At 56.4% G+C, this 23,405-nt stretch carries 19 protein-coding genes; 12 read left to right on the forward strand and 7 right to left on the reverse strand.

From position 1 onward, the window contains the following. Positions 1-13: 13 nt before the first annotated feature. The 7 genes from RMR24_RS02895 to RMR24_RS02925 all read left to right on the forward strand — a co-directional run bounded on the left by RMR24_RS02895 (position 14) and on the right by RMR24_RS02925 (position 5,860). Positions 14-925, forward strand: a complete 912-nt coding sequence (locus tag RMR24_RS02895) for an ion transporter (protein WP_310613593.1) — start codon at positions 14-16, stop codon at positions 923-925. A 7-nt stretch (positions 926-932) separates the two neighbouring features. After that, positions 933-1,889 carry an ion transporter gene (locus tag RMR24_RS02900; RefSeq protein ID WP_310613594.1) on the forward strand — a complete coding sequence of 319 codons (957 nt, stop codon included), beginning with the start codon at positions 933-935 and terminating at the stop codon, positions 1,887-1,889. An 18-nt stretch (positions 1,890-1,907) separates the two neighbouring features. Then, a complete protein-coding gene (locus RMR24_RS02905) occupies positions 1,908-2,135 on the forward strand; it encodes a hypothetical protein (protein ID WP_310613595.1) in 228 nt (75 codons plus the stop codon). Next, positions 2,128-2,700 carry a DUF4337 domain-containing protein gene (locus RMR24_RS02910; protein ID WP_310613596.1) on the forward strand — a complete coding sequence of 191 codons (573 nt, stop codon included), beginning with the start codon at positions 2,128-2,130 and terminating at the stop codon, positions 2,698-2,700. Before RMR24_RS02905 ends, RMR24_RS02910 begins: the two co-directional genes overlap by 8 nt. A 71-nt stretch (positions 2,701-2,771) precedes the next feature. After that, positions 2,772-3,587 (forward strand): ion transporter, encoded by an 816-nt coding sequence (locus RMR24_RS02915; RefSeq protein ID WP_310613597.1) that lies wholly within the window; start codon positions 2,772-2,774, stop codon positions 3,585-3,587. Further along, positions 3,584-5,176 carry an ion transporter gene (locus RMR24_RS02920; protein ID WP_310613598.1) on the forward strand — a complete coding sequence of 531 codons (1,593 nt, stop codon included), beginning with the start codon at positions 3,584-3,586 and terminating at the stop codon, positions 5,174-5,176. The genes RMR24_RS02915 and RMR24_RS02920 overlap by 4 nt, the downstream gene beginning before the upstream one ends. A gap of 69 nt (positions 5,177-5,245) precedes the next feature. Beyond that, positions 5,246-5,860 (forward strand): flavin reductase family protein, encoded by a 615-nt coding sequence (locus RMR24_RS02925; RefSeq protein WP_405023301.1) that lies wholly within the window; start codon positions 5,246-5,248, stop codon positions 5,858-5,860. A 9-nt stretch (positions 5,861-5,869) separates the two neighbouring features. Here RMR24_RS02925 and RMR24_RS02930 read toward each other — a convergent pair whose 3' ends face one another. From RMR24_RS02930 to RMR24_RS02940, 3 genes are read right to left on the reverse strand one after another with little or no spacing between them, the layout of a single operon-like run. Then, positions 5,870-6,331 (reverse strand): PaaI family thioesterase, encoded by a 462-nt coding sequence (locus RMR24_RS02930; protein WP_310613600.1) that lies wholly within the window; start codon positions 6,329-6,331, stop codon positions 5,870-5,872. A gap of 18 nt (positions 6,332-6,349) precedes the next feature. Continuing rightward, complete coding sequence (locus RMR24_RS02935) at positions 6,350-7,750, reverse strand: sensor histidine kinase (protein ID WP_310613601.1); 1,401 nt, start codon at positions 7,748-7,750, stop codon at positions 6,350-6,352. Positions 7,751-7,752: 2 nt separating this feature from the next. Beyond that, the gene (locus RMR24_RS02940) at positions 7,753-8,436 is read right to left on the reverse strand and encodes a response regulator transcription factor (RefSeq protein ID WP_310613602.1); all 684 of its coding nucleotides are present in this window, start codon (positions 8,434-8,436) and stop codon (positions 7,753-7,755) included. A gap of 62 nt (positions 8,437-8,498) precedes the next feature. Between RMR24_RS02940 and RMR24_RS02945 the strand changes: the two genes are divergently transcribed. Next, positions 8,499-9,770 carry an efflux RND transporter periplasmic adaptor subunit gene (locus RMR24_RS02945; RefSeq protein WP_310613603.1) on the forward strand — a complete coding sequence of 424 codons (1,272 nt, stop codon included), beginning with the start codon at positions 8,499-8,501 and terminating at the stop codon, positions 9,768-9,770. Next, entirely contained in the window at positions 9,767-12,850 is a 3,084-nt protein-coding gene (locus RMR24_RS02950; RefSeq protein ID WP_310613604.1) for a CusA/CzcA family heavy metal efflux RND transporter, read from the forward strand. Before RMR24_RS02945 ends, RMR24_RS02950 begins: the two co-directional genes overlap by 4 nt. On the opposite strand, the gene RMR24_RS02955 is transcribed toward RMR24_RS02950, so the two are convergent. Both RMR24_RS02955 and RMR24_RS02960 read right to left on the reverse strand, forming a co-directional pair. Further along, positions 12,820-13,329: a DUF1993 domain-containing protein gene (locus tag RMR24_RS02955; RefSeq protein WP_310613605.1), complete on the reverse strand. Its 510-nt coding sequence runs from the start codon at positions 13,327-13,329 to the stop codon at positions 12,820-12,822. The genes RMR24_RS02950 and RMR24_RS02955 overlap by 31 nt on opposite strands. A gap of 12 nt (positions 13,330-13,341) precedes the next feature. After that, on the reverse strand, positions 13,342-14,316 hold the full coding sequence (locus tag RMR24_RS02960; RefSeq protein WP_310613606.1) for a tripartite tricarboxylate transporter substrate binding protein: 975 nt from the start codon (positions 14,314-14,316) through the stop codon (positions 13,342-13,344). Between the two features lie 84 nt (positions 14,317-14,400). On the opposite strand from RMR24_RS02960, the gene RMR24_RS02965 reads away from it, so the two are divergent. The 3 genes from RMR24_RS02965 (at position 14,401) to recB (ending at position 22,703) form a co-directional block, all read left to right on the forward strand. Next, entirely contained in the window at positions 14,401-15,402 is a 1,002-nt protein-coding gene (locus RMR24_RS02965; protein ID WP_405023300.1) for a Bug family tripartite tricarboxylate transporter substrate binding protein, read from the forward strand. 87 nt (positions 15,403-15,489) lie between these two features. Then, on the forward strand, positions 15,490-19,062 hold the full coding sequence (recC, locus tag RMR24_RS02970) for an exodeoxyribonuclease V subunit gamma (RefSeq protein ID WP_310613608.1): 3,573 nt from the start codon (positions 15,490-15,492) through the stop codon (positions 19,060-19,062). Then, positions 19,059-22,703, forward strand: a complete 3,645-nt coding sequence (recB, locus tag RMR24_RS02975) for an exodeoxyribonuclease V subunit beta (RefSeq protein ID WP_310613609.1) — start codon at positions 19,059-19,061, stop codon at positions 22,701-22,703. Before recC ends, recB begins: the two co-directional genes overlap by 4 nt. On the opposite strand, the gene RMR24_RS02980 is transcribed toward recB, so the two are convergent. Together RMR24_RS02980 and RMR24_RS02985 are read right to left on the reverse strand one after the other, a co-directional pair. Further along, the gene (locus RMR24_RS02980; protein ID WP_310613610.1) at positions 22,700-23,023 is read right to left on the reverse strand and encodes a CcdB family protein; all 324 of its coding nucleotides are present in this window, start codon (positions 23,021-23,023) and stop codon (positions 22,700-22,702) included. The two genes, recB and RMR24_RS02980, sit on opposite strands and share 4 nt — an antisense overlap. Next, the gene (locus RMR24_RS02985) at positions 23,023-23,280 is read right to left on the reverse strand and encodes a type II toxin-antitoxin system CcdA family antitoxin (protein ID WP_310613611.1); all 258 of its coding nucleotides are present in this window, start codon (positions 23,278-23,280) and stop codon (positions 23,023-23,025) included. Before RMR24_RS02985 ends, RMR24_RS02980 begins: the two co-directional genes overlap by 1 nt. Positions 23,281-23,405: the final 125 nt, after the last annotated feature.

Raw genomic sequence — 23,405 nt, forward strand, 5'->3', positions numbered from 1 at the left:
TTAGATCTTCGACATGACAACAGGTTTCAAGCAAACACTGATGGAAATATTGGATGGTTCGCCCAAACATGCGGCGAGCCATTACGTTGAATTGGCCATCACCTTTGTCGTGCTGGTCAACTGTTCTGCGGTGATTCTTGATTCCGTCCCCGAAATTCACGCCCAATACAAAGACTTCTTCCACGAGCTGGAGTTTTGGAGCGTGATGTTCTTCACGGTTGAATACATTTCTCGGGTTTGGTCGCTGGGTGCTAAGTACGACAAAGAACATGGCGGCTCTTGGAAAGGTCGCTTTCAATACATGTTCAGCCCGTTTGGTTTGGTTGACTTCTTTGCCACCATGCCCTACTACATGCACATGTTCATGCCCGGCCTGGACTTGCGCATCCTGCGCGTCTTGCGCTTGCTGCGAATCTTGAAGCTCTCCAAATACAACACAGCGTTACAAGACTTGTTTCATGCCATTCACTCGGAGCGCCAAGCATTTGGCTCGGCCGTGTTCTTGCTGACCATTGCCACCATTGTGTCGGCCTCGTTGATGCATTTCGCTGAAGGTCATGACCAGCCTGAGTTCTTTGGCACGATTCCACACTCTATCTATTGGTCGATCGTCACCATCACCTCAGGTTATGGCAACGTCGAGCCGATGACCAAGGCTGGCGAAGCCATTGCGCTCATCACGGGCTTCTTAGGCGTGTGTATGGCCGCCATCATGACGGGTATCGTCGCTTCGGCCTTCTCAAACCAAGTGGCGCGTAAGAAGGCGGCGTTTGAAGCGCAGCTGCGCGAAGTCTTCAAAGACGGCAATATGTCTGTCGAAGAAAAAGCAACCCTCCAACGCTTGCAAGCGCACTACCGTCTCAGCGATGAGCAGGTTGAAGCCATGATGCTGCGCGCCAAAAACAAATCGTCCGCCAATGACTGAGCGCACCATGAATACCGTCGCCGCTAACCTCTCGACTTACCAGCGCATCAAGCGCCGCACCTTTGAAATCATGGAAGGTGAAGTGCCTGACAAGTACAGCCACTTCGTAGAAGTCTTCATCGCTCTCTTGGTGGTGGCCAACGTGGTTGGCATCATCTTGGAATCCGTGCCAGAGATCCACGAAGCCTACTTAAACGAATTCCATTTGTTTGACATGTTCAGCGTGGCCGTGTTTTCGGTTGAGTTCGTCATGCGCGTTTGGTCGTACAGCGAGAAATACGTTCATAGCGGCGGCACAGCTTGGCAAGGTCGCAAAGAGTATGTGTTTAGCTTTTACGGCATCATCGACTTTGTCAGCACGGTGCCGTTTTACCTGCAGCTGCTGTTCCCAGGCGCTGACCTGCGCGTGCTGCGCATGTTCCGCTTGATGCGAATTTTCAAGCTCTCACGCTACAACAGCGCATTTGAAGACATGGTGGCAGCCGTCAAAGCCGAGAAAGACTCTTTCTCCTCTGCTGTGTTCTTGCTGTTCATCAGCTGCTTGCTGTTCTCTTCGTTGATCTACATCATTGAAGGCCACGAGCAGCCCGAGGTGTTCCCTTCCATCCCCGCAGCAATGCACTGGTTTGTCATCACCATCATCTCGGGCTGGGGCAATGTGGACCCCGTGACCTTTGTGGGCACGATCTTGGTCATCCTCACGCAAGTGCTGTCCATCGCCTTGGCGGCAATTCTGACCGGTGTGGTGGCCACGGCCTACACGGCTCAGGTGGAGCGTCGCCAAGCTTTGTATGAAATGGAAGTGCGTAACGTGCTGTCCGATGGCGTTGTCACAGAAGAAGAACAAGCCCAACTTAAAATCATGCAAGCCAAGCTGGGCATGTCTGATGAGCAAGTCGAAGCCATCAAGCATCAGATGGAAGAAGAAAAGCACATTTCAGAAGCCAACAAGCAATCCAAGTAACTACTCACGAAGGTCATCATGGACAACGGCGCATACGAAAAATACAAACAAGAAAACCCAGACGTTTACACCCCACTGTCAACCTATGACTATGTGGACCAGTTTGTGCACACCCTCACCAATGCAGAGTTGGTGGTGTGCGTGGTAGCAGCTGTCTTGGCTGTGTTTGCCCTGTACAAAATCTTTGCTAAGCGCAAAGACAAAGACTCAGACGATCACAACGCTAAAGGAAGAAACCATGAGTGAAGTTCCAGAAACCGAATTGCCAGACCACGGCAGCGACCCCTTTCGCACACGATGTGCCATGCTCGTGTCATTGCTGGCCATGTGCTTGGCCATTGCCAGCTTGGGTGGCAACAACGCTGCCAAAGAAAGCATGAGCAACAACATCTTGGCCTCGAACGCTTATTCGTTTTACCAAGCCAAGAACATTCGCCAGACCGATTACAAAATTGCAGCTGATGATCTGCGCATTCAACTGGCCAATGACAAGCTCTCTCCCGCCGCCAAAGCCATCGCTGAGAAAAAAATTGAAGGCTACGAAAAAAACATCGCACGCTATGAGTCAGAGCCAGAAACTGGCGACGGCAAAAAAGAGCTGATGGCCAAAGCCAAAGAACACGAGCACGAGCGCGACATTGCCCTGCGCCAAGACCCTTGGTTTGACTACGCCGAAGCCCTGCTGCAAATTGCCATTGTGCTGACATCAGTCGCCATCTTGACTGGTGCCCATGTGCTGTTCTGGGTGCCTTGCGGCCTGGGCTTGCTGGGTATCTTGTCCACCATCAACGGTTTTTTGCTTTTTATCTAAACAAATAACTGAATTTAAAAAGCCCCGAAAGGGGCTTTTTTGTCACTTTTACTCTCATCTATTTTTTAGCAATGCAAAGCACTTCTACTGCTACATCTTGGCGCGACCGAATTGAACAATTCATCATGCACCACGGCGTTCAACATTTCTTAGTTTTTCTCATTGTTGTCAACGCTGCCATCCTAGGCGTTGAGACAAACCACAGCATCATGGCGTCATGGGGAGAAGAGCTTTTCATGCTGGACCATGTGATCTTGGGGATCTTCATCGCTGAGATTGTCTTGCTGATCGCAGCACGTGGTTTTTCATTCTTCAAAGATCCTTGGAGCCTATTTGACTTCTTAGTCGTTGGCATTGCACTGGTCCCTGCCTCTGGCTCCTTGTCTGTGTTGCGCGCCCTTCGCGTCTTGCGCGTCTTGCGCCTGATTAACAAGGTTGAGAGCATGCGCAAGGTGGTGGGTGGCTTGCTCAGCTCATTACCAGGCTTGGGCTCCGTATTTGGCCTGATCATGATCATCTTTTATGTGGCCTCAGTCATTGCCACCAATCTGTTCCACAAAGACTTTCCCGATTGGTTTGGCGACTTGAGCATGAGTGCCTTCACTCTGTTCCAAGTGATGACCTTAGAGAGTTGGGCTGACGGGATTGCGCGCCCCATCATGGAAGTGTTCCCGTATGCGTGGATCTTCTTCATTTTGTTCATCTTGATCGCCACGTTCATCATCTTCAATTTATTCATCGCGGTGATCGTGGACTCCATCACAGCTGACCATGAAAAAGACCACCGTGACCACCACCACCAACTCACCGTGCAAGAAGAACTCCAACAGCTTCGCAGAGAAATGGCTGAATTGCGTCAACTACTGATCGAAAAGCACACCCGATGACCACACATCACACCTCGCCACTCGCTAGCTTTTACAAATGGGTGTTTGATCCCGAGTTCAAGCATGGTTTTCAACACCAAGTCGAACGCACGATTGCGTTTTTGATCGTGGCGAGTGTGATTGCTGTTCTGATCGAAAACACGCCCGAGATCTACAACAACTACAAGTCTTGGTTCCATTGGTTTGACGTCATCACGGTAGGCATCTTCACCGCCGAATATGTGATGCGCGTGGCCACCGCGCACCTGCACCCCGACTACGCGGGCAAGAGCTTTCCGCGCTTGCGTTATGCCTTTAGCTTTTACGCACTGATTGATTTGATCGCCATCGCGCCCTTCTACTTCGCACGCTTTGTGGATGTGGACGTTGAAATGTTGCGTGTGCTGCGGGTCATGCGATTGGCGCGGATGTTCAAGCTGTCGCGCCAAATCATCCCTGCTTGGCATGAGTTTCAAGAGCTCAACCAAGGCCGCACGTTCCGCGCCAAAGTGTTTGCATTGCTGGAACCCACTGGCCACTCTGGCCGCTTGCATGCCTACATTGATAACTTCATTGTATTTTGGGTGGCCTTGTCGATCACCTGCGTGATCTTTGAGTCGGTGGCCTCGGTACGCAGCTTGTTTGCGGTGGAGTTTCACGTCATCGACGTGATGGCGTTCACCATCTTCACGATTGAATACATCGCTCGCGTTTACTCAGCACCAGAGAATCCCAAGTACAAACATTTGCGTATGACCCGTTGGGCACATATGCGCTCGGGTTCGGCCATCATTGACTTGTTGGCCATCCTGCCATTCGTGTTGGAAAGTTTGTTCAGCCAACACCTCGATTTGCGTTTCTTGCGTGTGTTCCGCTTGGTTCGTATGCTCAAACTCACGCGCTACACGTCTGCACTGGAAACCCTTTACAAAGTGGTGCAGCGTGAGTGGCAAGTTATCTTTGCTTCGGTGTTTGTGATGATGCTGTTGGTGGTGCTCACCGCCAGCTTGGGCTTCTTGCTTGAGCACGAAGCGCAGCCTGATAAGTTTGAAAACATCCCGCAATCCATTTACTGGGCCATCATCACTTTGGCATCGGTGGGGTATGGCGATATTTCACCCATCACGCCCATGGGTCGTGCGCTGACTGTTGTGTTGGCACTGGTAGGCATTGGTATTTTTGCCATTCCTGCGGGCTTGCTGGCTTCGGCCTTTACCGACCAATTGCGCATTGACCGCGATGCTTTCAAACAGCGCCTGATGCTGGCCTTTGAAGACGGCATGCTCAACGGCGCGGAGCGCGAGCTCATCATTGCCGAAGCCGAGCGCTTGCACTTGTCGCACGACGAGGTCACACGCCTGACCGAAGAAGCCCGCGCCGAGTTTGCAGCCAAAGAAGCCGAAGATCACACCCACGCCAACGGCTTGGTGCTCGACGCCAAAGCGCACCCTGCTTTGGCTGCTGCGCAGTTCAAACTGCTGGTGGATCAGCTCAGCTTGATTGCCCAAGCCACTGGCGAAGAGAGCTTGCGCAAAGGTTTAGGCCAGATCAAAACCGATCACCAAGCCGAGCTGGATGTGTTGGCCATCGTGGCCAAGCGCAGCCTGTAAGACCCACGCGCACAGCGGTTTTGCAAGTAGGCGACAGCCTGCTTGCACGTTTGCGTTTACCGTATGGCTATGACGCATTTTTACGAACCCAAAAACGGCCACGGCCTGCCCCACGACCCTTTCAACGCCATTGTTGGCCCACGCCCCATTGGTTGGGTATCGACTCGTAGCAACGAGGGCGTGCTGAACCTTGCCCCCTACAGCTTCTTCACAGCGTTCAACTACATCCCGCCCATCATTGGCTTTTCTAGCACGGGCCCCAAAGACTCGCTGCGCAACGTGCAAGAAAACGGCATGTTTGTGTGGAACCTCGTCACACGTCCGCTGGCTGAAGCCATGAACGAAACCTGCGCGCCGGTAGGCCCAGAGGTGAATGAGTTTGAGTTGGCTGGCCTAACTACTGCGCCTTCACGCGTGGTCGATGTGCCGCGCGTGGCCGAGAGCCCTGTGTCGTTTGAGTGCCGCAGCACGCAAATCATCCAGCTCGAAGGCTTGGACAAACAAAAGGTACCCACTTGGTTGGTGCTCGGCGAAGTGGTGGGCGTGCACATTGCCGACCACTTGCTGAAAGACGGTATTTACGACACGGCCAATGCAGGTCACATCTTGCGTGGTGGTGGCCCTGCCGACTACTTCAGCATTGGGCCTGAGCAACTGTTCAAGATGTCACGACCCAAGGCTTAAGAAAGCTTTTTACTGGCCAAAGCTATCCGGCATTTGCACGGCCACCACTTCACCACGTGCAGTGGCCACATCACCAGCGTAAACGGTGGCTTCCACCACCACTTTGCGGCCTTTGATTTCTTTCACTCGGCCGCGAATGACCAGCTCGCATTCCAGCGGCGTGGGCTTTAAAAAGTCCACATGCAAGGAGCCCGTGACAAAACGAAACGCAGGCAACGAATCGTGGCTGCGCCCTTCTTGCTTGTACATGGCCGCCGCAGCTGTGCCGGTGCAGTGGCAGTCAATCAGTGATGCAATCAAGCCGCCATAGGCATAGCCCGGCACCGAGGTGTGATACGGCTCGGGCTTGAAACGCGTGACGGTTTCGTCGCCTTCCCACACGGTTTTGATTTGGTGGCCATGCTCATTGAGGTGGCCACAGCCATAGCAATGGGCTACGTTTTCGGGGTAGTGGTCTTGAAATGCGTCCATGGAAACTTCCTGTGATTGTTAAAGATGGGGCTGTTTTTCAAACACCACGCTGACGCATAAACCCTGAGGCTGCACGGGCTTCAGAGCCACACGTGCACCCAGCAACTTGGCGTAGGTATTTACAATTGCAAGTCCTAAGCCAAGACCTGCCTTGAGGGCCTCACCCGCTGCCCCTTGTACCCAGCGCTGGCTAATTTGCTTCAGTTTATCGGGGGGGACGCCTGCACCGTTGTCGATGACCGAGAGCGTGACGTTTTGATAAGTCTGCTCTAGCGATACCGTGATGTGACTTTCACCATCCATTGCACGGCCGTATCGCAAGGCGTTGTCAATCAAGTTGTTCAAAATTCCTTCAATCAGCGCAGCATTGCCTTGAACGACCACCGCATGGTCAATGCCTTTGGCCCCCAAGTCCACGCCTGCAGCATCGGCTTTAGGCAAATAGCGCAGGACGGCGTCGCCCACCAACACGTCCAAAGGCACCGCGGTTTTTTCTAAGTTTTGATGCGCTTCATCAGCCAAGGCTAAGGCCAGCAATTGGTCCACCAAATGGCTGGCTCGCTCTTGACTTTGTGCAATGCCTTGCAACTGCTCGCGCCACACCTGTGGATCGTTTTGACGTAAGCCATAGTCGGCCAAGGCACGAATACCTGCCAATGGCGTGCGTAACTCATGCGCCACATTGCCCGAAAATTCGCGCTGCGCTTGCACGCTGTAGGCAATTCGCCCTAAAAGTGCATTGATGGCTTGACCCAAACGCTGCACATCACGTGTGGTGGCCGTCACAGGCACAGGTGTCAAGTCACGTGCATCGCGCTGGCCCACGGCTTCTTCAAGATCGGCCAAGGGCGTCAAGTCGTCCTCAATGGCATGCTGCAACCATGCAGCCAACAAAACCAGTAGCAGCAACTGCGGCACGATAGAAAAGGTGAACAAGCGTTGCAACAATCTGTCTCGACTGGCTGTTGTTTGCGCCATCACTACATAAAAGTCACCCGGCTGTTGGCGGCGAATCGTCACCGTGCGCAACATACGCCCTTGGTATTCCATGGCTGCGAACTGGGGCTTCACCGCTGAGCCAAATTGATCGGGTCTCAAGCCCGCATGGCCGGCCAACAAATTACCCGTGGGGCTTAGTACAGCAAAGTAGAGGGACTCGCTTTGGTCAAACAACACGGTGCTCATCTCTTGTGCGGACAGGCTTAAGTCCAAAGTGCCCGCATCATCTGGGCCAATACGCACGTGGCTGGCCACCAAGTAAGCATCATCCAGCAATGAACGATCCAACGCCTGTTGTGCAAAGTACGACGCAATACCCACCACCAAAGCCGATCCCACCAGCCAAGTCACGGCCAATGGCACCAGCACGTGGCGCATCAAACGGTTGCGCAGCGAAGGCTTGCGTGGTGCGTCAGTCATAACTACTCCTCTAAAACATAACCAATGCCGCGCAAGGTGCGAATTTTTGCCCCGCTGTCGGCCAGTTTTTTACGCAAGCGCGAAATGAAAGCCTCAAGCGCGTTGTCGCCCAAAGCCTCATCAAAATCAGAAAGTTTGTCTGACAACACGCGCTTACTTACAGCTCGTCCAGGTGGCGTCATCAGTTCGCATAACACTTCAAATTCGCGCGCGGGCAACGCCAAATCGGCATCGCCTACAAAAATGCGGCGCAGCTTGCGATTCAAGCGCAAGCGCCCCACTTGCACTTCGTCGCTCACGCCTTGGGTGCGACGCACCAAGGCACGCAAGCGCGCTTCCACTTCTTCCAAATCAAAGGGCTTGCCCAAGTAGTCATCTGCGCCAGCGTCTAGACCAGCAATGCGCTCGTCTGTGCGATTTCGGGCCGTCAGCACCAGCACAGGCGTGCGGTCACCGCGCGCACGCGCTCCGCGCAGCAGCTGCAAGCCACTGCCTTGGGCAGCATGGGGCAGCCCGTTGAGCGGCAAGTTCAGGTCTAACAACACGGCGTCATAGGCCTGCACTTGCCAAAAATGCGCGCCATCTTCCAAATGGCTTGCCGCGTCTACGCGATGGCCTGCATCGCTGAGGCTGCGCAGCATCACCGCTTGCAGCACGGCGTCGTCTTCAATCAGCAAAATTCGCACAGGATGGACTCAATAAAAGTTAAGTCAGGGACTGGTCAGCCACGATGAACGATAAACGTGACATGAGCATACGACATAACCTGCAAGACCGCCTCCGCGACACCACGCGCCAACTGTTAGACACGCCCACCAAACGCTATGTCACTGGTGGCACAGCACTCGCCATCGCTGTGCTTGTGTCCTCGCTTCTGAATCAAGAAGCACCACACAAGCCTCCGGTGCCGCTGCCCATCGTGCAAGGGCAACAATTGCGCTTTCCTGCGGGTCACCCTCAGCTTGCCTTGCTCAGCGCTGTTGAAGCCAAGGCCGCAGACAGCGTGACCATTGAACTGCCCGCACGCTTGGTATGGAATGAAGAGCGCACTCAGCGCATTTACCCAGCATTTGCAGGCCGCGTGCTGAGTCTCCAAGCCGACATTGGCCAAAACGTGAGTGCAGGCCAAGTGTTGGCCACCTTGGCCTCGCCTGAATTTGGCGCAGCGCAAGCCGATACCGCCAAAGCCCTGGCTGATGCCCAAGTGGCTGACCGCGCCCTCGCCCGTCACCAAACCTTGTTTGAAGCCGATGTGATTTCACGTAAAGAACTCGACCTCACCGAAGCAGACGCTATGCGTGCACGGGCTGAGCTGTCCCGTGCACAAGCCCGTACACGCATGTACGGCAGCGGCGCCAACAACGTGAACCAACAACTCGGCATCGCCGCCACCGTCAAAGGCGTGGTGGTGGAGCGCAATCTGAGTGCTGGCCAAGAGGTGCGCCCTGACCAAGGTGGGCCCGGCAATCAAGCCTTGTTTGTGGTGAGCGACCCTAGCGTGCTGTGGGTACAAATTGATGCGCGTGAATCCGACACCGCCTCACTCAAAACAGGCACCAAAGTCTCATTGACCTTGCCCAACTTTCCTGGTCAAACCTTTGAAGCCAAAATCACCGCCACCGGCGACTTCATTGATAGCACCACCCGTTCGATCAAAGTGCGCGCCGTCATTGACAACGCACAACGAATGCTCAAAGCAGAAATGCTCGGCACTGCCCGTATCGAACGCAAGCTTGGTGCCGGTGTTTTGGTGCCTGCCAGCGCTGTGCAATTGCGCGGCACTGAGCACTGGGCCTATGTACAAACTGAGCCAGGCGTGTTTGAACCACGTCGTGTCAAGCTGGGCTATGAAGGCCTGCAAGAAGTGCTCATCGTCGAAGGCGTGCAAGCCAACGAACTGGTGGTGAAAGAAAACAGCCTGCTCTTGGCTCGTGAATTCCGCAATGCCCAAGACGAGGCCATGCAACACACGCCAGCCCCCGGTTCTGCCACACCCGCAAGCGGCGCAGGTAACAAATGAAGCGTCTCATTGACTATGCGCTGAACCAGCCGCTGTTCATCCTGCTGGGTACCTTGTTGTTTGTGATGGCGGGCGTGTTCGCCTTTAAAAATTTATCCGTTGAAGCCTTCCCCGACGTCACCGACACCCAAGTAACGGTGATTGCGCTTTACCCAGGCCGTGCAGCGGAAGAGGTAGAAAAAGAAGTCACGCTGCCCATTGAAGTGGCGCTGTCTGGTTTGCCCAACTCGATTCGCGTGTTCTCACATACGCAGTTTGGTTTGTCCTTCACCGTGGTCACCTACAACGACAACGCAGAAGTCAACCTGGCACGTCAACAAGTCAACGAACGCTTAAGCAGTGTGGACTTGCCTGTTGGGGTGCAAGCCAACGTCATGCCCAACGCCACACCTGTTGGCGAGGTCATGCGCTATCGCCTTAAAGGCGACGGCAAAACATCGACCGATCTGCGCACCATCCAAGACTGGACCGTGGAACGTGCACTGCGCCAAATCCCGGGCGTGGCCGATGTGGTGGGCATGGGCGGCTACATCAAACAATACGAAGTGCAGCCAGACATGCAAAAGCTGCGTGCCTACAAGCTCACCCTGCAAGACTTGCAAAACGCCATGGGCCGAGGCAACTCCAACGCCGGTGGTAGCTATGTGGCCCAAGGCACACAACAGTTCGCCATCCGCGGCATTGGTTTGCTGCGCTCGCCCCAAGACATTGGCAACATCGTGGTCACCGCACGCGGCAATACGCCGGTGCTGGTCAAAGACGTCGCCACCGTCGCCATTGGCGCCGTGCCACGTTTGGGCACTGTGGGTCAAGACATGGACGACGATGTGGTCACTGGCATCATCATCATGCGCAAGGGCGAAAACCCCAGCGTGGTGCTGAAAGGCATCAAAGACAAAGTGGCTGACCTCAACGACCGCGTGCTACCCAAAGGTGTGCAAATCGTGCCGTTTTATGACCGCACGTGGTTGATGGGCAAGACCCTCACCACCGTATTCAAAAACTTGGTAGAAGGTGCGTTGCTGGTGTCGCTGGTGTTGTACCTGTTCTTATCCAACATGCGTGCGTCATTGGCCGTGGTGGTGGTCATTCCACTCGCCTTGCTGTCGACCTTCTTGGGTCTGAAAATTTTGGGTGTACCCGCCAACTTGCTGAGCTTGGGCGCGATGGACTTCGGCATCATCGTGGACGGCGCGGTGATCGTGATTGAAAACATCATGCACCGTTTGGCCGAACGCGGTGAAGGCATGAACGAAAAAGAGCGTCGCACCCTCATCACCAATGCCGCTAGCGAGGTGGGCCGTCCCACGGTGTTCTCAATGCTCATCATCATTGCCGCGCACATTCCTATTTTTGCGCTGCAACGTCATGAAGGCCGTATCTTCCAGCCGATGGCTTTGTCGGTCACGACAGCGCTGATTGGCTCGCTTATTTTCTCGCTCACCCTCGTGCCTTTGCTGGCGTATTGGTTGCTGCGCAAAGGTGTGCCCCACGGTGACAACGGTTTGGTGTCATGGGCCAAGCGTGTGTACGACCCTGTGTTGAATTGGGCGATTGAGCAACCTCGCAAGGTCGTGAAAATTGCACTGGCCTGTTTTGCCGCATCGGTCTTGGCAGCGGGCAGCTTGGGCTCAGAGTTCTTGCCTGAGTTGAATGAAGGCACGTTTTGGGTCAACTGGGACATGCCAGCCAGCGTGTCACAAGAAGAAGCCGCCAAAGTGCTGCGCAAAGCGCGCTTACAACTGCTCACCATTCCCGAAGTTCGCACGGTGGTGTCCAAAGCAGGTCAACCCGAAGATGGCACCGACCCCAAAACGCTCAGCATGGCCGAGGTGTTTGTCGACGTGAAGCCCGCCGAAGAATGGCGCAAAGGCATAACGCGGGATTTGTTGATCGAAGAGATGGACCAAAAGCTGGCCATCATCCCCGGTGTCGATCCAGCGTTCTCCATGCCCATTCGGGACAACGTGCTTGAATCGATCTCACAGATCAAAGGCCAAATCGTGGTCAAGGTCTCGGGTGACGACTTAGATGTATTGCGAAAAACCACAGAAGCCATGCAACGCGAGTTCAAGCAAGTGGTGGGCGTACAGCGTGCCGAGATTGACCGCTTAGGCGAAGTGCCTCAACTCATCGTGGATATTGACCGAGACCGCGCTGCGCGCTTAGGCCTCAACGTGGGCGACATTCAAGATGTGATCGAGTCCGCCTTGGCGGGCCGCGCCACCACAGAAATCTGGGAAGGCGAACGTAAATTCTCAGTGGTGCTGCGTTTGGCGGGTGACCGTCGCTCGGTCATCAACCTGCCTGCCACGCCCATCGCCTTACCCAGCGGCGGCTATGCCACGCTTGAAAACGTGGCCACCATTCGCCAAGGCAGCGGCGCCATGAACATTGCCCGCGAAGCAGGCCGACGCACCATGGCCATCGGTATCTTTGTGAAAGGCCGTGACATGGGCTCGGTCGTGGCCGACATGCAAGCCCGCGTGGAAAAGAACGTGACCATCAGTGAAGGCTACGCCGTCACTTGGTCGGGCGAGTTTGAAAACCAAGAACGCGCCATGAAACGCTTGGGGGTGGTGGTGCCTATTTCGCTGCTGCTCATCTTTGTGTTGCTGTTTGACGCATTTGGCTCATTCAAAACTGCAGGCCTGATTTTGATCAACGTGCCTTTGGCTTTGATTGGTGGCTTTGTGGCCTTGTGGATGTTCAGCATTCCGCTTTCAGTATCGGCCGCCATTGGCTTTATTGCGCTGTCTGGGCAAGCCGTGCTCAACGGTGTGGTGATGCTGTCGGTGTTCCAGCAGCTGCGCAACGCGGGTTACACCGTGATTGATGCGGTCAAAGAAGGTGCGCTGCAACGTCTGCGCACCGTGCTGATGACTGCCATGCTCGCGGCCTTGGGCCTGTTGCCCATGGCTTTGAGCCATGATATTGGGTCGGAGACCCAACGCCCCTTGGCCATCGTGGTGATTGGTGGCTTGGTCACCGCCACGCTGCTAACGCTGGTGGTGTTGCCGGCCTTGTACGTGTCTTGGTTCTCTAAACCTCAAGACAGCAAGTCTGCACCCTTGAGGTAATCCATCTTGCCCACATCCACACCGTTGTGGCGCAAGATGTTGTAGGCCGTGACCGTGTGGAAATACAGGTTAGGCAACATCCACTGGTACAAAAAGTCGCGGCCTTTGAGCTTCAACACACGCTCGGGGCCTGCGGGAAAAGACACCACGTTGTCTTCTACGCCAGCCAAGCTCTCAGCGGTGACGGTGTGCAAAAAATCAATTGTTTTACCAATACGCGCTTGCAGTTCTTCAAACGTGGTTTCGGTGTCGGCAAACTTGGGGGCGTCGATGCCACTCAAGCGAGCAAAACCAAGTTTGGCCACATCGCAAGCAATTTGCACTTGCTTGGACAAGGCAAACATGTCGGGGGCCAAGCGTGCGCTGGTGAGCACCAGTGAGTCAATCTTGCGGGCTTGGGCTGAGGCTGCGCCTTTTTCAAGGATGCCACTCAAAGCAGTGAGGGTGCGAATGAAATCGGGAATGGATTGGGCAATCATGGTGTTTCCTTTTTAATCAGCCGTGATCTTAGCGTTCAGCACCACGGGTCGCCAACGCTTGATCTCGCGTTGAATGAGTTGGCCAAACGCTTCGGGGGTAGTGGGCGTGGCAGTGGAGCCTTCGGTTCTGAGTCGGGCCACCATTTCGGGAGCCGTCAAGTTGGCATTGACCACTTGGTTGAGTTTTTGCACGATGGCAACCGGTGTGCCAGCAGGGGCCACCAGGCCATACCACTGGTCTGCTTCAAAACCTTCTAGGCCTTTCACACCAGACTCAGCCAAAGTTGGCACATCAGGCAGCAGGTCTAAGCGCTTAGGGCTAGACACGGCAATGGCGCGCAGCTTGCCTGCTTTGACCATCGGGACCAACGCGGGCGCACCGGTGAACACCATTTGAATTTGCCCAGCCACCGCATCGGTCACCGATGGTGCAGTGCCACGGTAGGGCACATGCACCACGAAGGTTTGGGTGGAGAGTTTGAAATACTCCATCGCCAAATGCGCGGCACTGCCATTGCCACCCGAGCCATAGTTGACTTTGCCCGGATTGGCCTTGAGGTACTTCACCAACTCGGCCACGGTGTTGGCCGGCACTGAAGGGTGAACGGCCAACACATTGGGTACCTTGGCCACCCACGCCACAGGTGTGAACGACTTGATGGGGTCATAAGGCAAGTTGGGATACACGGCAGGCGCCACAGCCAAAGTGCCCACATGGCCCATCAGCAAGGTGTAGCCGTCAGATGCGGTTTTGGAAGCACGATCAGCACCCACCGTGCCGCCTGCGCCCGCCACGTTTTCAATCACCACAGGTACGCCCGTGCTCTCAGAAATTTTTTGGCCGATGGTGCGTGCCAACACATCGGGGCTACCACCAGGCGTGAACGGCACGATGATGCGTATCGGTTTGTTGGGGTACGTTGGGTCGGCCCACACGGGTGAAGTAGCCACTGTGGCAAGCGCTAGCAAGAACGTCGATCGTTTCATCATCTCACTCCAAAAGGTGTCTGTGGCTGGGCATACTACATGGATAGCGGTGCGCACCTACACCGGATGCCCAAGGATTTCACCATGAACTTCATCGACCCCGTCCTCACTCGCCGCCAACTGTTGACCAGCACCGCAGCATCGGCACTGAGTTTGTCGCCACTGCAATCCCATGCACAAGCGGCATGGCCCACCAAGCCTTTGAGGTTGGTGGTTCCGTTTGCGCCGGGCGGCAGCTCTGAAATTGTGGCGCGCGCCTTAGCGGGCGAGATGGGCAAGACGATGGGGCAAAGCGTGTTTGTGGACAACAAGCCCGGCGGCGCAGGCAACATTGCCATGCAAGAGGTGGCCAATTCAACCGATGAGCACACCCTCATCTTGGGCCACATCGGTACGCTGGCGGTCAACCCGTATATCTTTCCCAAGTTGTCCTACGACGCCAACAAAGACTTCACGGCCATCACCCTCATCTCGAAAGTGCCCAGCCTCTATGTGGTGCACCCCGACTTGCCAGTGAAGAACCTCAAAGAGTTTGTGGCCTACGCCAAAGCCAACCCTGGCAAACTCAACTACGGCTCGGCGGGCAATGGCAGCGCGGGACACTTGGCGTTTGAATACCTCAAGATGGTGTCTGACACCTTTGTGTTGCACGTGCCCTACCGTGGCACAGGCCCCATGCTCACCGACTTGATGGCGGGCCGATTAGATGCCGCCGCGGTGGGCGCACCTGCTCTGCTGCAATTCATCAAGGCAGGCAAGCTGCGCTGCATTGCCACCGGCACCAGCACACGACTGCCTCAACTGCCCGATGTGCCTACCGTGGCCGAGCAAGGCTTTAAAGGCTTTGAAATGACACAGTGGTACGGACTGATGGCCCCAAGCAAGATGCCCAAAGCCAACTTAGAAAAACTAGAGAAAGAAGCCATCGCTGCCGCGCGTGGCAAAGTGGTGCACGACAAACTCAGCCAAGACACGGCACTGGCCATTGGCAACACGCATGCCGAATTTGAAGCCTTCATCAAACTCGAACAAGCGCGTTGGAAGCCCGTGATTGCACGGGCGCAGATTAAGCCTGAAGGGGTTTAAGCGTCCGTCAAGTCTTTGAGCAAGCATCCAGTATGCTCACTGGCTCACGCACATATTTAGCCCGTTTTTTTGCCCGTTCTGCCTCACATGTCTAGCCCCCACGCCACCGGTTTTATGGTGCTTCATAGCAACCAGCTAGAGGGCCTGCGCGAGTTGGCGGTGCAGTTCATCCGCAACCACCCGCTGCCCGTGCTTGCGCCCGAGGTGTTGCTGGTGCAAAGCAACGGCATGAAGCATTGGCTAGAGCTGGCTTTGGCCAAAGACCTTGGCATTTGCGCGGCCACGCAGGTGGATCTGCCGTCGACGAAGCTGTGGCAAATTTACCGCGCCGTGCTGGGCCCCAGCCATGTGCCCGCGCACATGCCGCTGGACAAGTCGCCGCTGGTGTGGCGGATCATGCGTTTGCTGCCCGTGTTGTTGGCCAAGCCCAGCTTTGCGCCACTGAAAAACTATCTAGGCCAAGCTGAAGACCAAGCTTCGCTCATGAACCGCCGCTCGTATCAACTGGCCGCGCAGCTGGCCGACGTGCTGGACGGCTACCAAAACTACCGCGCTGATTGGCTAGAAGACTGGGCTAATCACAAAGACACACTGCGCACACAAGCAGGCATGGCAACGCCTCTGCCCGCCGCACAAAGCTGGCAGCCCGAACTGTGGCGCGATTTGCTGGACGACCTAGCGGCTGATGCCGATGTCAAAGCAGAGCTTCAACACAGCTACAGCTCACGCGCCAAAGTGCACGAGGCCTTCATGGCCAAGATGGCTACTCTTGCCGAGGGCCAACGCCCTGCGGATGTGCCGCATCGCATCATGGTGTTTGGCGTGACGTCGCTGCCCATGCAAACCGTGCAGGCACTGGCCGCGTTGGGCCGCGTGTGCCAAGTGCTCATGCTGGTGCAAAACCCCTGCCAGCACTACTGGGGCCATGTGGTGGAAAGCCGTGTGCCATTGGCCAAGTTGTCTAAGCAACGCCAAGCGCACAAAGCCGGTTTGCCCGTGCCGCAAGACGATGGCTCGCTGTCTGAGGCCGACCAATACACCCTGCACACCGACACGCACCCCCTGCTGGCCGCATGGGGCAAACACGGCCGCGACTACTTGCACTTGCTCGATGGCTTTGACGACGTAGACCAATACAAAGGCCAGTTCAATCGCGTGGATGTGTTTGTCGACCCTGCAAACACAGCAGCCGATCAAGGCCGCGAGCCCACGATGCTCGAGCACTTGCAATCGTCCTTGCTCAACCTTGCGCCATTGCCCGACCACTTAACCGACGTGCCCGCAGACGACACCAGCGTGCGCTTTGTGCAAACGCACTCGGCCCAGCGCGAAGTAGAGGTGCTGCACGACCGCCTGCTGGCGTGGCTAGATGCAGACCCTACGCTCAAGCCCGCCGACATCATGGTGATGGTGCCCGACATGGCCAACTTTGCGCCGCACATCCATGCGGTGTTTGGGCGCTTCGCCAGCAATGATGCACGCCACCTGCCCTACACCGTGGCCGACACCACGCCGCGCACCGAGCCACTGGTGCAAGCCCTTGACACCCTGCTGCAACTTCCTCAACTGCGCGTGACACGCGTGGAGTGGCAAAGCCTGTTTGAAGTGGCCGCTGTGCGCGAACGCTTTAGCCTAGAAGAACACGACGTAGCCCAGCTCGACACTTGGCTGGCCGACGCCGGCGTGCGCTGGGGCCTAGACGCGCCACACCGCAAACCGTGGGGCATTGCGCCCGACATGGCCGATGCAAACCAAAACAGTTGGCTGTTTGGCATCGAGCGTTTGCTGCTGGGCTACGCCACGGGTGCGAGCGACGACCTTGCCACACCATGGGCCGACACACTGCCCCAAGCAGGCGTGGGCGGGCTAGACGCACGCGTGGTCGATGGCCTGTTGCAATGGCTGCGCCACACACAAATTGCGCTGATCAAACTGCGCCAAGAACACACGCCTACCGAATGGGTGGCGGTGTTGCAGCAGTTGGTGAGCTTGTTCTTTAAGCCGAGCGACGAAGCAGATGAGCGTTTGATCGAGCGCGTGATGGCCCCGCTAGAAACATGGCTGGCCGAATGCCAGCTGGCCCGCCTCGACAGCCCACTGCCACTGGTGGTGGTGCGCGAACACTGGATGGCCCAGCTGCAACAGCCCGCCATGCAACGCCGCTTTTTTGGTGGTGGCGTGCAGTTCGCCACGCTGATGCCCATGCGCTCCATCCCCTTCAAGTGCGTGTGCTTGCTGGGCATGAACGATGGCGACTACCCACGCAGCCAAACCCCACGCGACTTTGATTTGATGAGCGACTCCGCACACGCAGGCAGCACGCAATCACACTGGCGCGCAGGCGACCGCTCGCGCCGAGAAGACGACCGCTATTTGTTTTTAGAGGCGTTGCTATCAGCACGCGACAAGCTCTACATCAGCTGGCAAGGTCGCCGCACGACGGACCACGAAGTGAAGCCACCCTCGGTGTTGGTGGCGCAGCTGATGGACTACCTCAATGCGGTGTGGACGCAAGATGGCGGCTTGGCCTGCGATGCACCGTTGCAACCGCTGCAAGCGTTCTCGCCCAAGTACTTCACGCAAGACTCCACGTTCCAAACCTATGCGGATGATTGGCAGCGTGCGTTGTTGTCGTCCTCTGCTTCGTCTGCGGCGGCAAAGCCAAACGAAGCAACGCCAAGCGAAACAGCACCCACCGAGCTGACGCTGCAACATTTGCAACGCTTGCTGCGTCAACCCGTGGAAGTGTTTTTGGTGGACCGTTTGCGCTTGCGCCTAGACCAGCCCGAACAAGCCGCCGAGGAAGAAGAGCCTTTCTCGCTGGACGGTTTAGAAAAATACAAACTCAACCAACGCATTGCACAGGCAGAAGATGCGCAGCAAGCCATAGACCAACTGCACCTGAGTGGCCAACTGGCCATGGCCGGTTTTGGCGAAGCGCAGCAACACCTGTTTGAGAACGACCGCGAAAAACTGCGTGAGCAATTGGATGTGTTGTTGCCCAAATGGCCAAACCACTTGAGCGTGCAATCTGCCCACTGCCAACTGGGCCACACGCACCTGAGTGCCGAGTGGGCCAATGGCCAAACCATGTGGCACACGAATGGCAAAGCGCATGACGCTGGGCAGCATTGGCTGCAAGTGGCGCTGCGCCCAGGCGCGGTGACCGAAGGCAAAAAAGAAAACCAAGTCACCCGCATCGACACGCTCAGCCACCTGTGGCTGCACCACTTGGCCGCGTGCGCCAGTGGCACGCCCACCACCAGCGTGCAAATTGGGCTTGATGCGGCCATCGAACTCAAGCCCATCAAAGCGGAACAAGCGCAAGAACATTTGCAAGACCTGTGCAATGCCTATCTAGAAGCATGGGCACAGCCCCTGCCCGTGGCAGCCAAAACCGCCTGCGCGTTTGTGATGGGCGTGTACGGCGGCAGCAAAGACGCGATGGGCAAAGCGCAAGCTGCATTTGAAGGCGGCTTCGGCAAGAGCGGCGAATACACAGGCTCGCCCGCCTTGCAACGCGTGTTCACGAGTTTTGAAGATGTGGAAGGTGGCCTGAACCATTGGGCCACCCGCTTGTACGAACCCATGTTCAAAGCCGCCAAGGTGATTCACCTGAATGCCGACAGCGCGGACCACGCCGAGGAGGCTGACGCATGAAAGCCCTCAACGCACACACCCTGCCGCTGCGCGGCCGCCAAGTGATTGAGGCCAGCGCCGGCACAGGTAAAACATGGACACTCGCTGCGCTTTATCTGCGCCTAGTGCTGGGCCACGAACGCACCGAGGCTTTGCTGCCCCCTCAAATTTTGGTGATGACGTTCACCGATGCCGCCACCGCCGAGCTGCGCGAGCGCATTCGCACACGCCTGAGCCAAGCTGCGACCTACTTTGACTTGAGCGCGCAAGGCCGCGACTACCCTGCCTCAATAAAAGTAGATGCGTTTTTAGAAACACTGCGCGACAGTTTTGACGACGCGCTGTGGCCACGCTGTGCGCTGCAACTCAACTGCGCCGCCGAGTGGATGGACGATGCGGCCATCTACACCATTCACGGTTGGTCACGCCGCATGCTGACGCAGCACGCGCTGGAGAGCCACAACCTGTTTGAGCAAACGCGACTTGAGAATGCCGACCAACTCAAACTCACGCTGGTGCAAGACTATTGGCGCGAATGGTTTTACCCACTCAGCGGCGACACGCTGCAACACATCACCCCCCTCATCGGCCAAGACCCAGCCAAGCTGCTGAAAACCTTGAGCGAGATGTGGAAGGAACAAGAGCGCAAACCACGCGAGGTGGTTGCACCCGACATCACGCCCACACAAGCCATTGACACGCACATGGCGTGGCAAGCACAAGTAGAAGCTGCGGCACTTGCTGCGCGTGAGGCATGGGGCGAGACGACGCTGCAAGCCCTGCAAGAAGCAGGTGCGCAGAAAAAAATCAAAGGCTTGCGTGCCGACTACTTTGCCAACTGGCTCAAAGCGCTGCAAGCGTGGGCCACGCAAAGCGCGAAGGCGCACATCAGCAAAGAAGAATTCAAAGTACTCGAGCGCTTCACCACCCAAGCCCTGAAAGACAAAGGCTGGGCTGAGGCCGAGGGTTTTGCTTTCTTCGCGGCGATGCAAACCTATGTTGCGTTGTTTGACGCCAAGCCAAGCACCGACAAACACATAGCCCTGCACGCCGCACACGCGGTGGGCGAAGCCTACAAAGCGGCCAAAACGCAACGCGCCGCGTTTGACTTTTCAGACCTGTTGCAAAACCTGCATCACGCCGTGATGGCCGACGACGGCCGATTGGCCACTGCCATTCGCCAGCAATACCCGGTGGCGTTGGTGGACGAGTTTCAAGACACCGACCCTTGGCAGTACGGCACGCTCAACCGCATCTATGCGCCAGACGCCTGCAACGATAGCAACGCGCTGGTGATGATTGGCGACCCCAAGCAAGCCATCTACAGCTTTCGTGGCGCAGACTTGGGCACGTACTTGCAAGCGCGCAACGATGCGCAAGCCACGAATGAGGACGCGCTGCACACCCTCACCGGCAACCACCGCTCCAGCGTGGGCTTGGTGCAAGCGGTGAACCATGTGTTCATGCAAACCGAGCAACCGTTTGCATCCACACAAGGCGAGATTGAATTTGTGGAAGTGTCGGCCCAAGGCAAAGAGCCTGCGCTGGTGGTGAGCGGCGAGGCATGCCCGCCCTTCACCGTGTGGCAAATGCACCCGCAAGGGGACACTGAAGTAGTCAGCAGCACAAGCTACTTGCAACACACCGCACAAGTGTTTGCCGACCAAATGGCAGACCTGCTGAACAAAGGTGCAGCCACCCCCGGCGACATGGCCGTGCTGGTGCGCAGCCAAAAGCAAGCCGATGCGGTGCGTCACGCCCTGCGTGCGCGACTCATTCCTAGCGTGTATTTATCAGACCACACCAGCGTGTACCAATCGACCGAGGCCACCGACTTGTGGCGCTTGTTGCGTGCAGTGGCTTCGCCCCGCCAAACAGGCTGGGTGCGTGCCGCAGTGGGAAGCCGCTTGTGGGCGCTGGACTTGCACCAAGTGCTGGCCATCACGCAAGACGAGGCGCAGTGGGAGCAACTGCTAGAACAGTTCCACCAATGGCACGGGCTGTGGCAACAACACGGCGTGCTGCCCATGCTGCACCAGTGGCTGCACAGCCAGCACGTGGCGCAGCGCATGTTGGCGCAGCCCGATGGGGAGCGGCGTTTGAGCAACCTGTTGCACTTGGGCGAATTGCTGCAACACGCCGAGCAAAGCCTGCAAGGCGAACACGCGCTGGTGCGCCACCTGGGCGAACAAATTCAAAGCCAACACCACGACAGCGATGCACAGCAAGCACGCTTAGAAACTGACGCCTTGTGCGTGAAAGTCATCACGTACCACAAGAGCAAGGGCTTGCAATACCCGCTGGTGTTTGTGCCGTTTGCAGGCGCGTTTGCGGTGGAGAAAAAAGCCAAGACCAACTTCGCGCAAGCAGACAAGAGCGAAGAAGGCGATGACGACGGCGACCCAACCGCCACGTCGGTGGAAGAAGACATGCGCTTGTTGTACGTGGCCCTCACGCGTGCACAACGCGGGTTGTGGCTGGGCGTGGCGGAAACCAAAAATGATGTGAGCAAAGCCACCACCAAAAGCGATTTAAAGCTGAGCGCGTTGTCGCAATTGCTGATGCGCCAAGAGCGCGGCGATTTAGGAAATCAATTGCACGCCTTGTGGGGCGCATGCCCACACATCCAAGTGGCCGACTTGCCACAGTTGCAAGGCATTCGCTACCAAGCCACCGCTGCCATCAGCGCACCCAAAGATGCCCTGACACCCACACGCACCCACCACAGCTTGTGGTGGACGGCAAGCTTTAGCGCCATCACGCGCGGGTTGGTGTCTGAATCGAAACGTGACGAAGCAGTGGCCGACGCCATCACGGATGCGCTTGCTGACACAGCTGCAGATGCGCTGTCTGTCGTCACCACACTTGCACATACAACTGGGACTGCCGCCTCTGCGCTAGAACCCGAAACCATCAGCGCGTGGCAAAGCTTCCCCGCCGGTGCACGCTACGGCACGCTGCTGCACGATTTGTTGGAATGGCTGTCGCAAAACAATTGGCCTGTGGCCAATGCGCAAGCGCCAGAGTGGGCCAAGCATGCGTGGGCCAACTTGCTAGAACGCAAAGCCAGTTGGTTGCAACTCGATGATGCAGCACGCGCGCAACTAGAACCCTGGCTGCAAGCCGTGGTGCAAACACCGCTGCCTCTGCAAGAACTCAACGCTGCACCTTTGACACTGCGCGACCTGAGCACCGAGCACATGTGGCCCGAGATGGAGTTCAACTTAGAAGTGAACCACGTCAGCGCCACCGCGCTAGACCAACTCATTCAACGCCATGTGTTTGAAGGTACGCCCCGTCCTGCCCTGCAAGCGCGTGTGATGCAAGGCATGCTCACGGGCTCAATGGACTTGGTGCTGCAGCACGATGGCCGCTATTGGGTGGCTGACTACAAGTCCAACAAACTGCCCAGCTACGACCCCAACACCCTGCAAGACGCCTTGCTACACAAACGCTACGAAGTGCAATACGTGCTCTACACCTTGGCGCTGCACCGTTTGCTCAAAGTGCGCCTGCCCGGCTATGACTTCGCCCAACACATGGGAGGCGCGGTGTACCTATTCTTGCGGGGCATTCACGCGGAAGGTGCGGGTGTGCATGTGTGCAGACCGCCGCAGGCGCTCATTGAAGCGTTGGATGATTTGTTTGCTCGGCAGCTTTAATGCCAAGAGCGCGTGAGCAACTCGTCCAACGCATCTGCAATTTCTTGCCCGTGTTCAGCCAGAGAGCCCACGCATTCACCCAGCTGATCGCAAGCCACTGACACCATATCTAACGGGTGCAGCACCAACACAGCACCACGCACTTTGAAGCTTGGGTTCATCCGAGTGCCAGCAATGCCTGCAGGTAGAACACTGCGTTTAACCAAAGGCACCACCACACGGCGGCGATAGCCGTCAAACAAAGACGACTGAACCACCACCACATAAGGGATAGTGTCCTTCAGCGGTCCTTTGTTTTTGTATAGATCAAACTGAGCCATCAGAGTGTGGAATGTTCGTCAGCGAAGGAGCCAATATCGGCATGCAAAGCATTCCAGCCCGCCACGGTTTGATCAGCCTGCTGCTGGCGACTTGATCGCGCTTGCTTTTGCTCCACCACGTAGGCCGTGAGCAACTCTTCCGCAGTGGCCGACAAATTAGTGGTGTAGCCCTTCAAGTCGGCAACTAAGCTCTCGCTCAAGGTGAGGTTGACTGGGCGTTTTCGGGATGCAGCAGTTGAGCTTGTTGTACGTGGCATGCTGGCTCCTAGGTGGTTGATGCGCATATTATGCGCATAAAATTCAACCTGAGTAAAGACTTGAGGTGACTTACCAAATACCTTACGTTTAAGAACCTAGACAAGCATGTACTACGGACAAGTAT

The organism is Limnohabitans sp. (assembly GCF_031539105.1).
GTDB lineage: Bacteria > Pseudomonadota > Gammaproteobacteria > Burkholderiales > Burkholderiaceae_C > Limnohabitans.

Bases quoted from the DNA above. Each gene is read 5' to 3' on its own strand.
- RMR24_RS02895 (WP_310613593.1), top strand. From the start codon at position 14: ATGACAACAGGTTTCAAGCAAACACTGATGGAAATATTGGATGGTTCG.
- RMR24_RS02900 (WP_310613594.1), top strand. From the start codon at position 933: ATGAATACCGTCGCCGCTAACCTCTCGACTTACCAGCGCATCAAGCGC.
- RMR24_RS02905 (WP_310613595.1), top strand. From the start codon at position 1,908: ATGGACAACGGCGCATACGAAAAATACAAACAAGAAAACCCAGACGTT.
- RMR24_RS02910 (WP_310613596.1), top strand. From the start codon at position 2,128: ATGAGTGAAGTTCCAGAAACCGAATTGCCAGACCACGGCAGCGACCCC.
- RMR24_RS02915 (WP_310613597.1), top strand. From the start codon at position 2,772: ATGCAAAGCACTTCTACTGCTACATCTTGGCGCGACCGAATTGAACAA.
- RMR24_RS02920 (WP_310613598.1), top strand. From the start codon at position 3,584: ATGACCACACATCACACCTCGCCACTCGCTAGCTTTTACAAATGGGTG.
- RMR24_RS02925 (WP_405023301.1), top strand. From the start codon at position 5,246: ATGACGCATTTTTACGAACCCAAAAACGGCCACGGCCTGCCCCACGAC.
- RMR24_RS02930 (WP_310613600.1), bottom strand. From the start codon at position 6,331: ATGGACGCATTTCAAGACCACTACCCCGAAAACGTAGCCCATTGCTAT.
- RMR24_RS02935 (WP_310613601.1), bottom strand. From the start codon at position 7,750: ATGACTGACGCACCACGCAAGCCTTCGCTGCGCAACCGTTTGATGCGC.
- RMR24_RS02945 (WP_310613603.1), top strand. From the start codon at position 8,499: ATGAGCATACGACATAACCTGCAAGACCGCCTCCGCGACACCACGCGC.
- RMR24_RS02950 (WP_310613604.1), top strand. From the start codon at position 9,767: ATGAAGCGTCTCATTGACTATGCGCTGAACCAGCCGCTGTTCATCCTG.
- RMR24_RS02955 (WP_310613605.1), bottom strand. From the start codon at position 13,329: ATGATTGCCCAATCCATTCCCGATTTCATTCGCACCCTCACTGCTTTG.
- RMR24_RS02960 (WP_310613606.1), bottom strand. From the start codon at position 14,316: ATGAAACGATCGACGTTCTTGCTAGCGCTTGCCACAGTGGCTACTTCA.
- RMR24_RS02965 (WP_405023300.1), top strand. From the start codon at position 14,401: ATGAACTTCATCGACCCCGTCCTCACTCGCCGCCAACTGTTGACCAGC.
- recC (WP_310613608.1), top strand. From the start codon at position 15,490: ATGTCTAGCCCCCACGCCACCGGTTTTATGGTGCTTCATAGCAACCAG.
- recB (WP_310613609.1), top strand. From the start codon at position 19,059: ATGAAAGCCCTCAACGCACACACCCTGCCGCTGCGCGGCCGCCAAGTG.
- RMR24_RS02980 (WP_310613610.1), bottom strand. From the start codon at position 23,023: ATGGCTCAGTTTGATCTATACAAAAACAAAGGACCGCTGAAGGACACT.
- RMR24_RS02985 (WP_310613611.1), bottom strand. From the start codon at position 23,280: ATGCCACGTACAACAAGCTCAACTGCTGCATCCCGAAAACGCCCAGTC.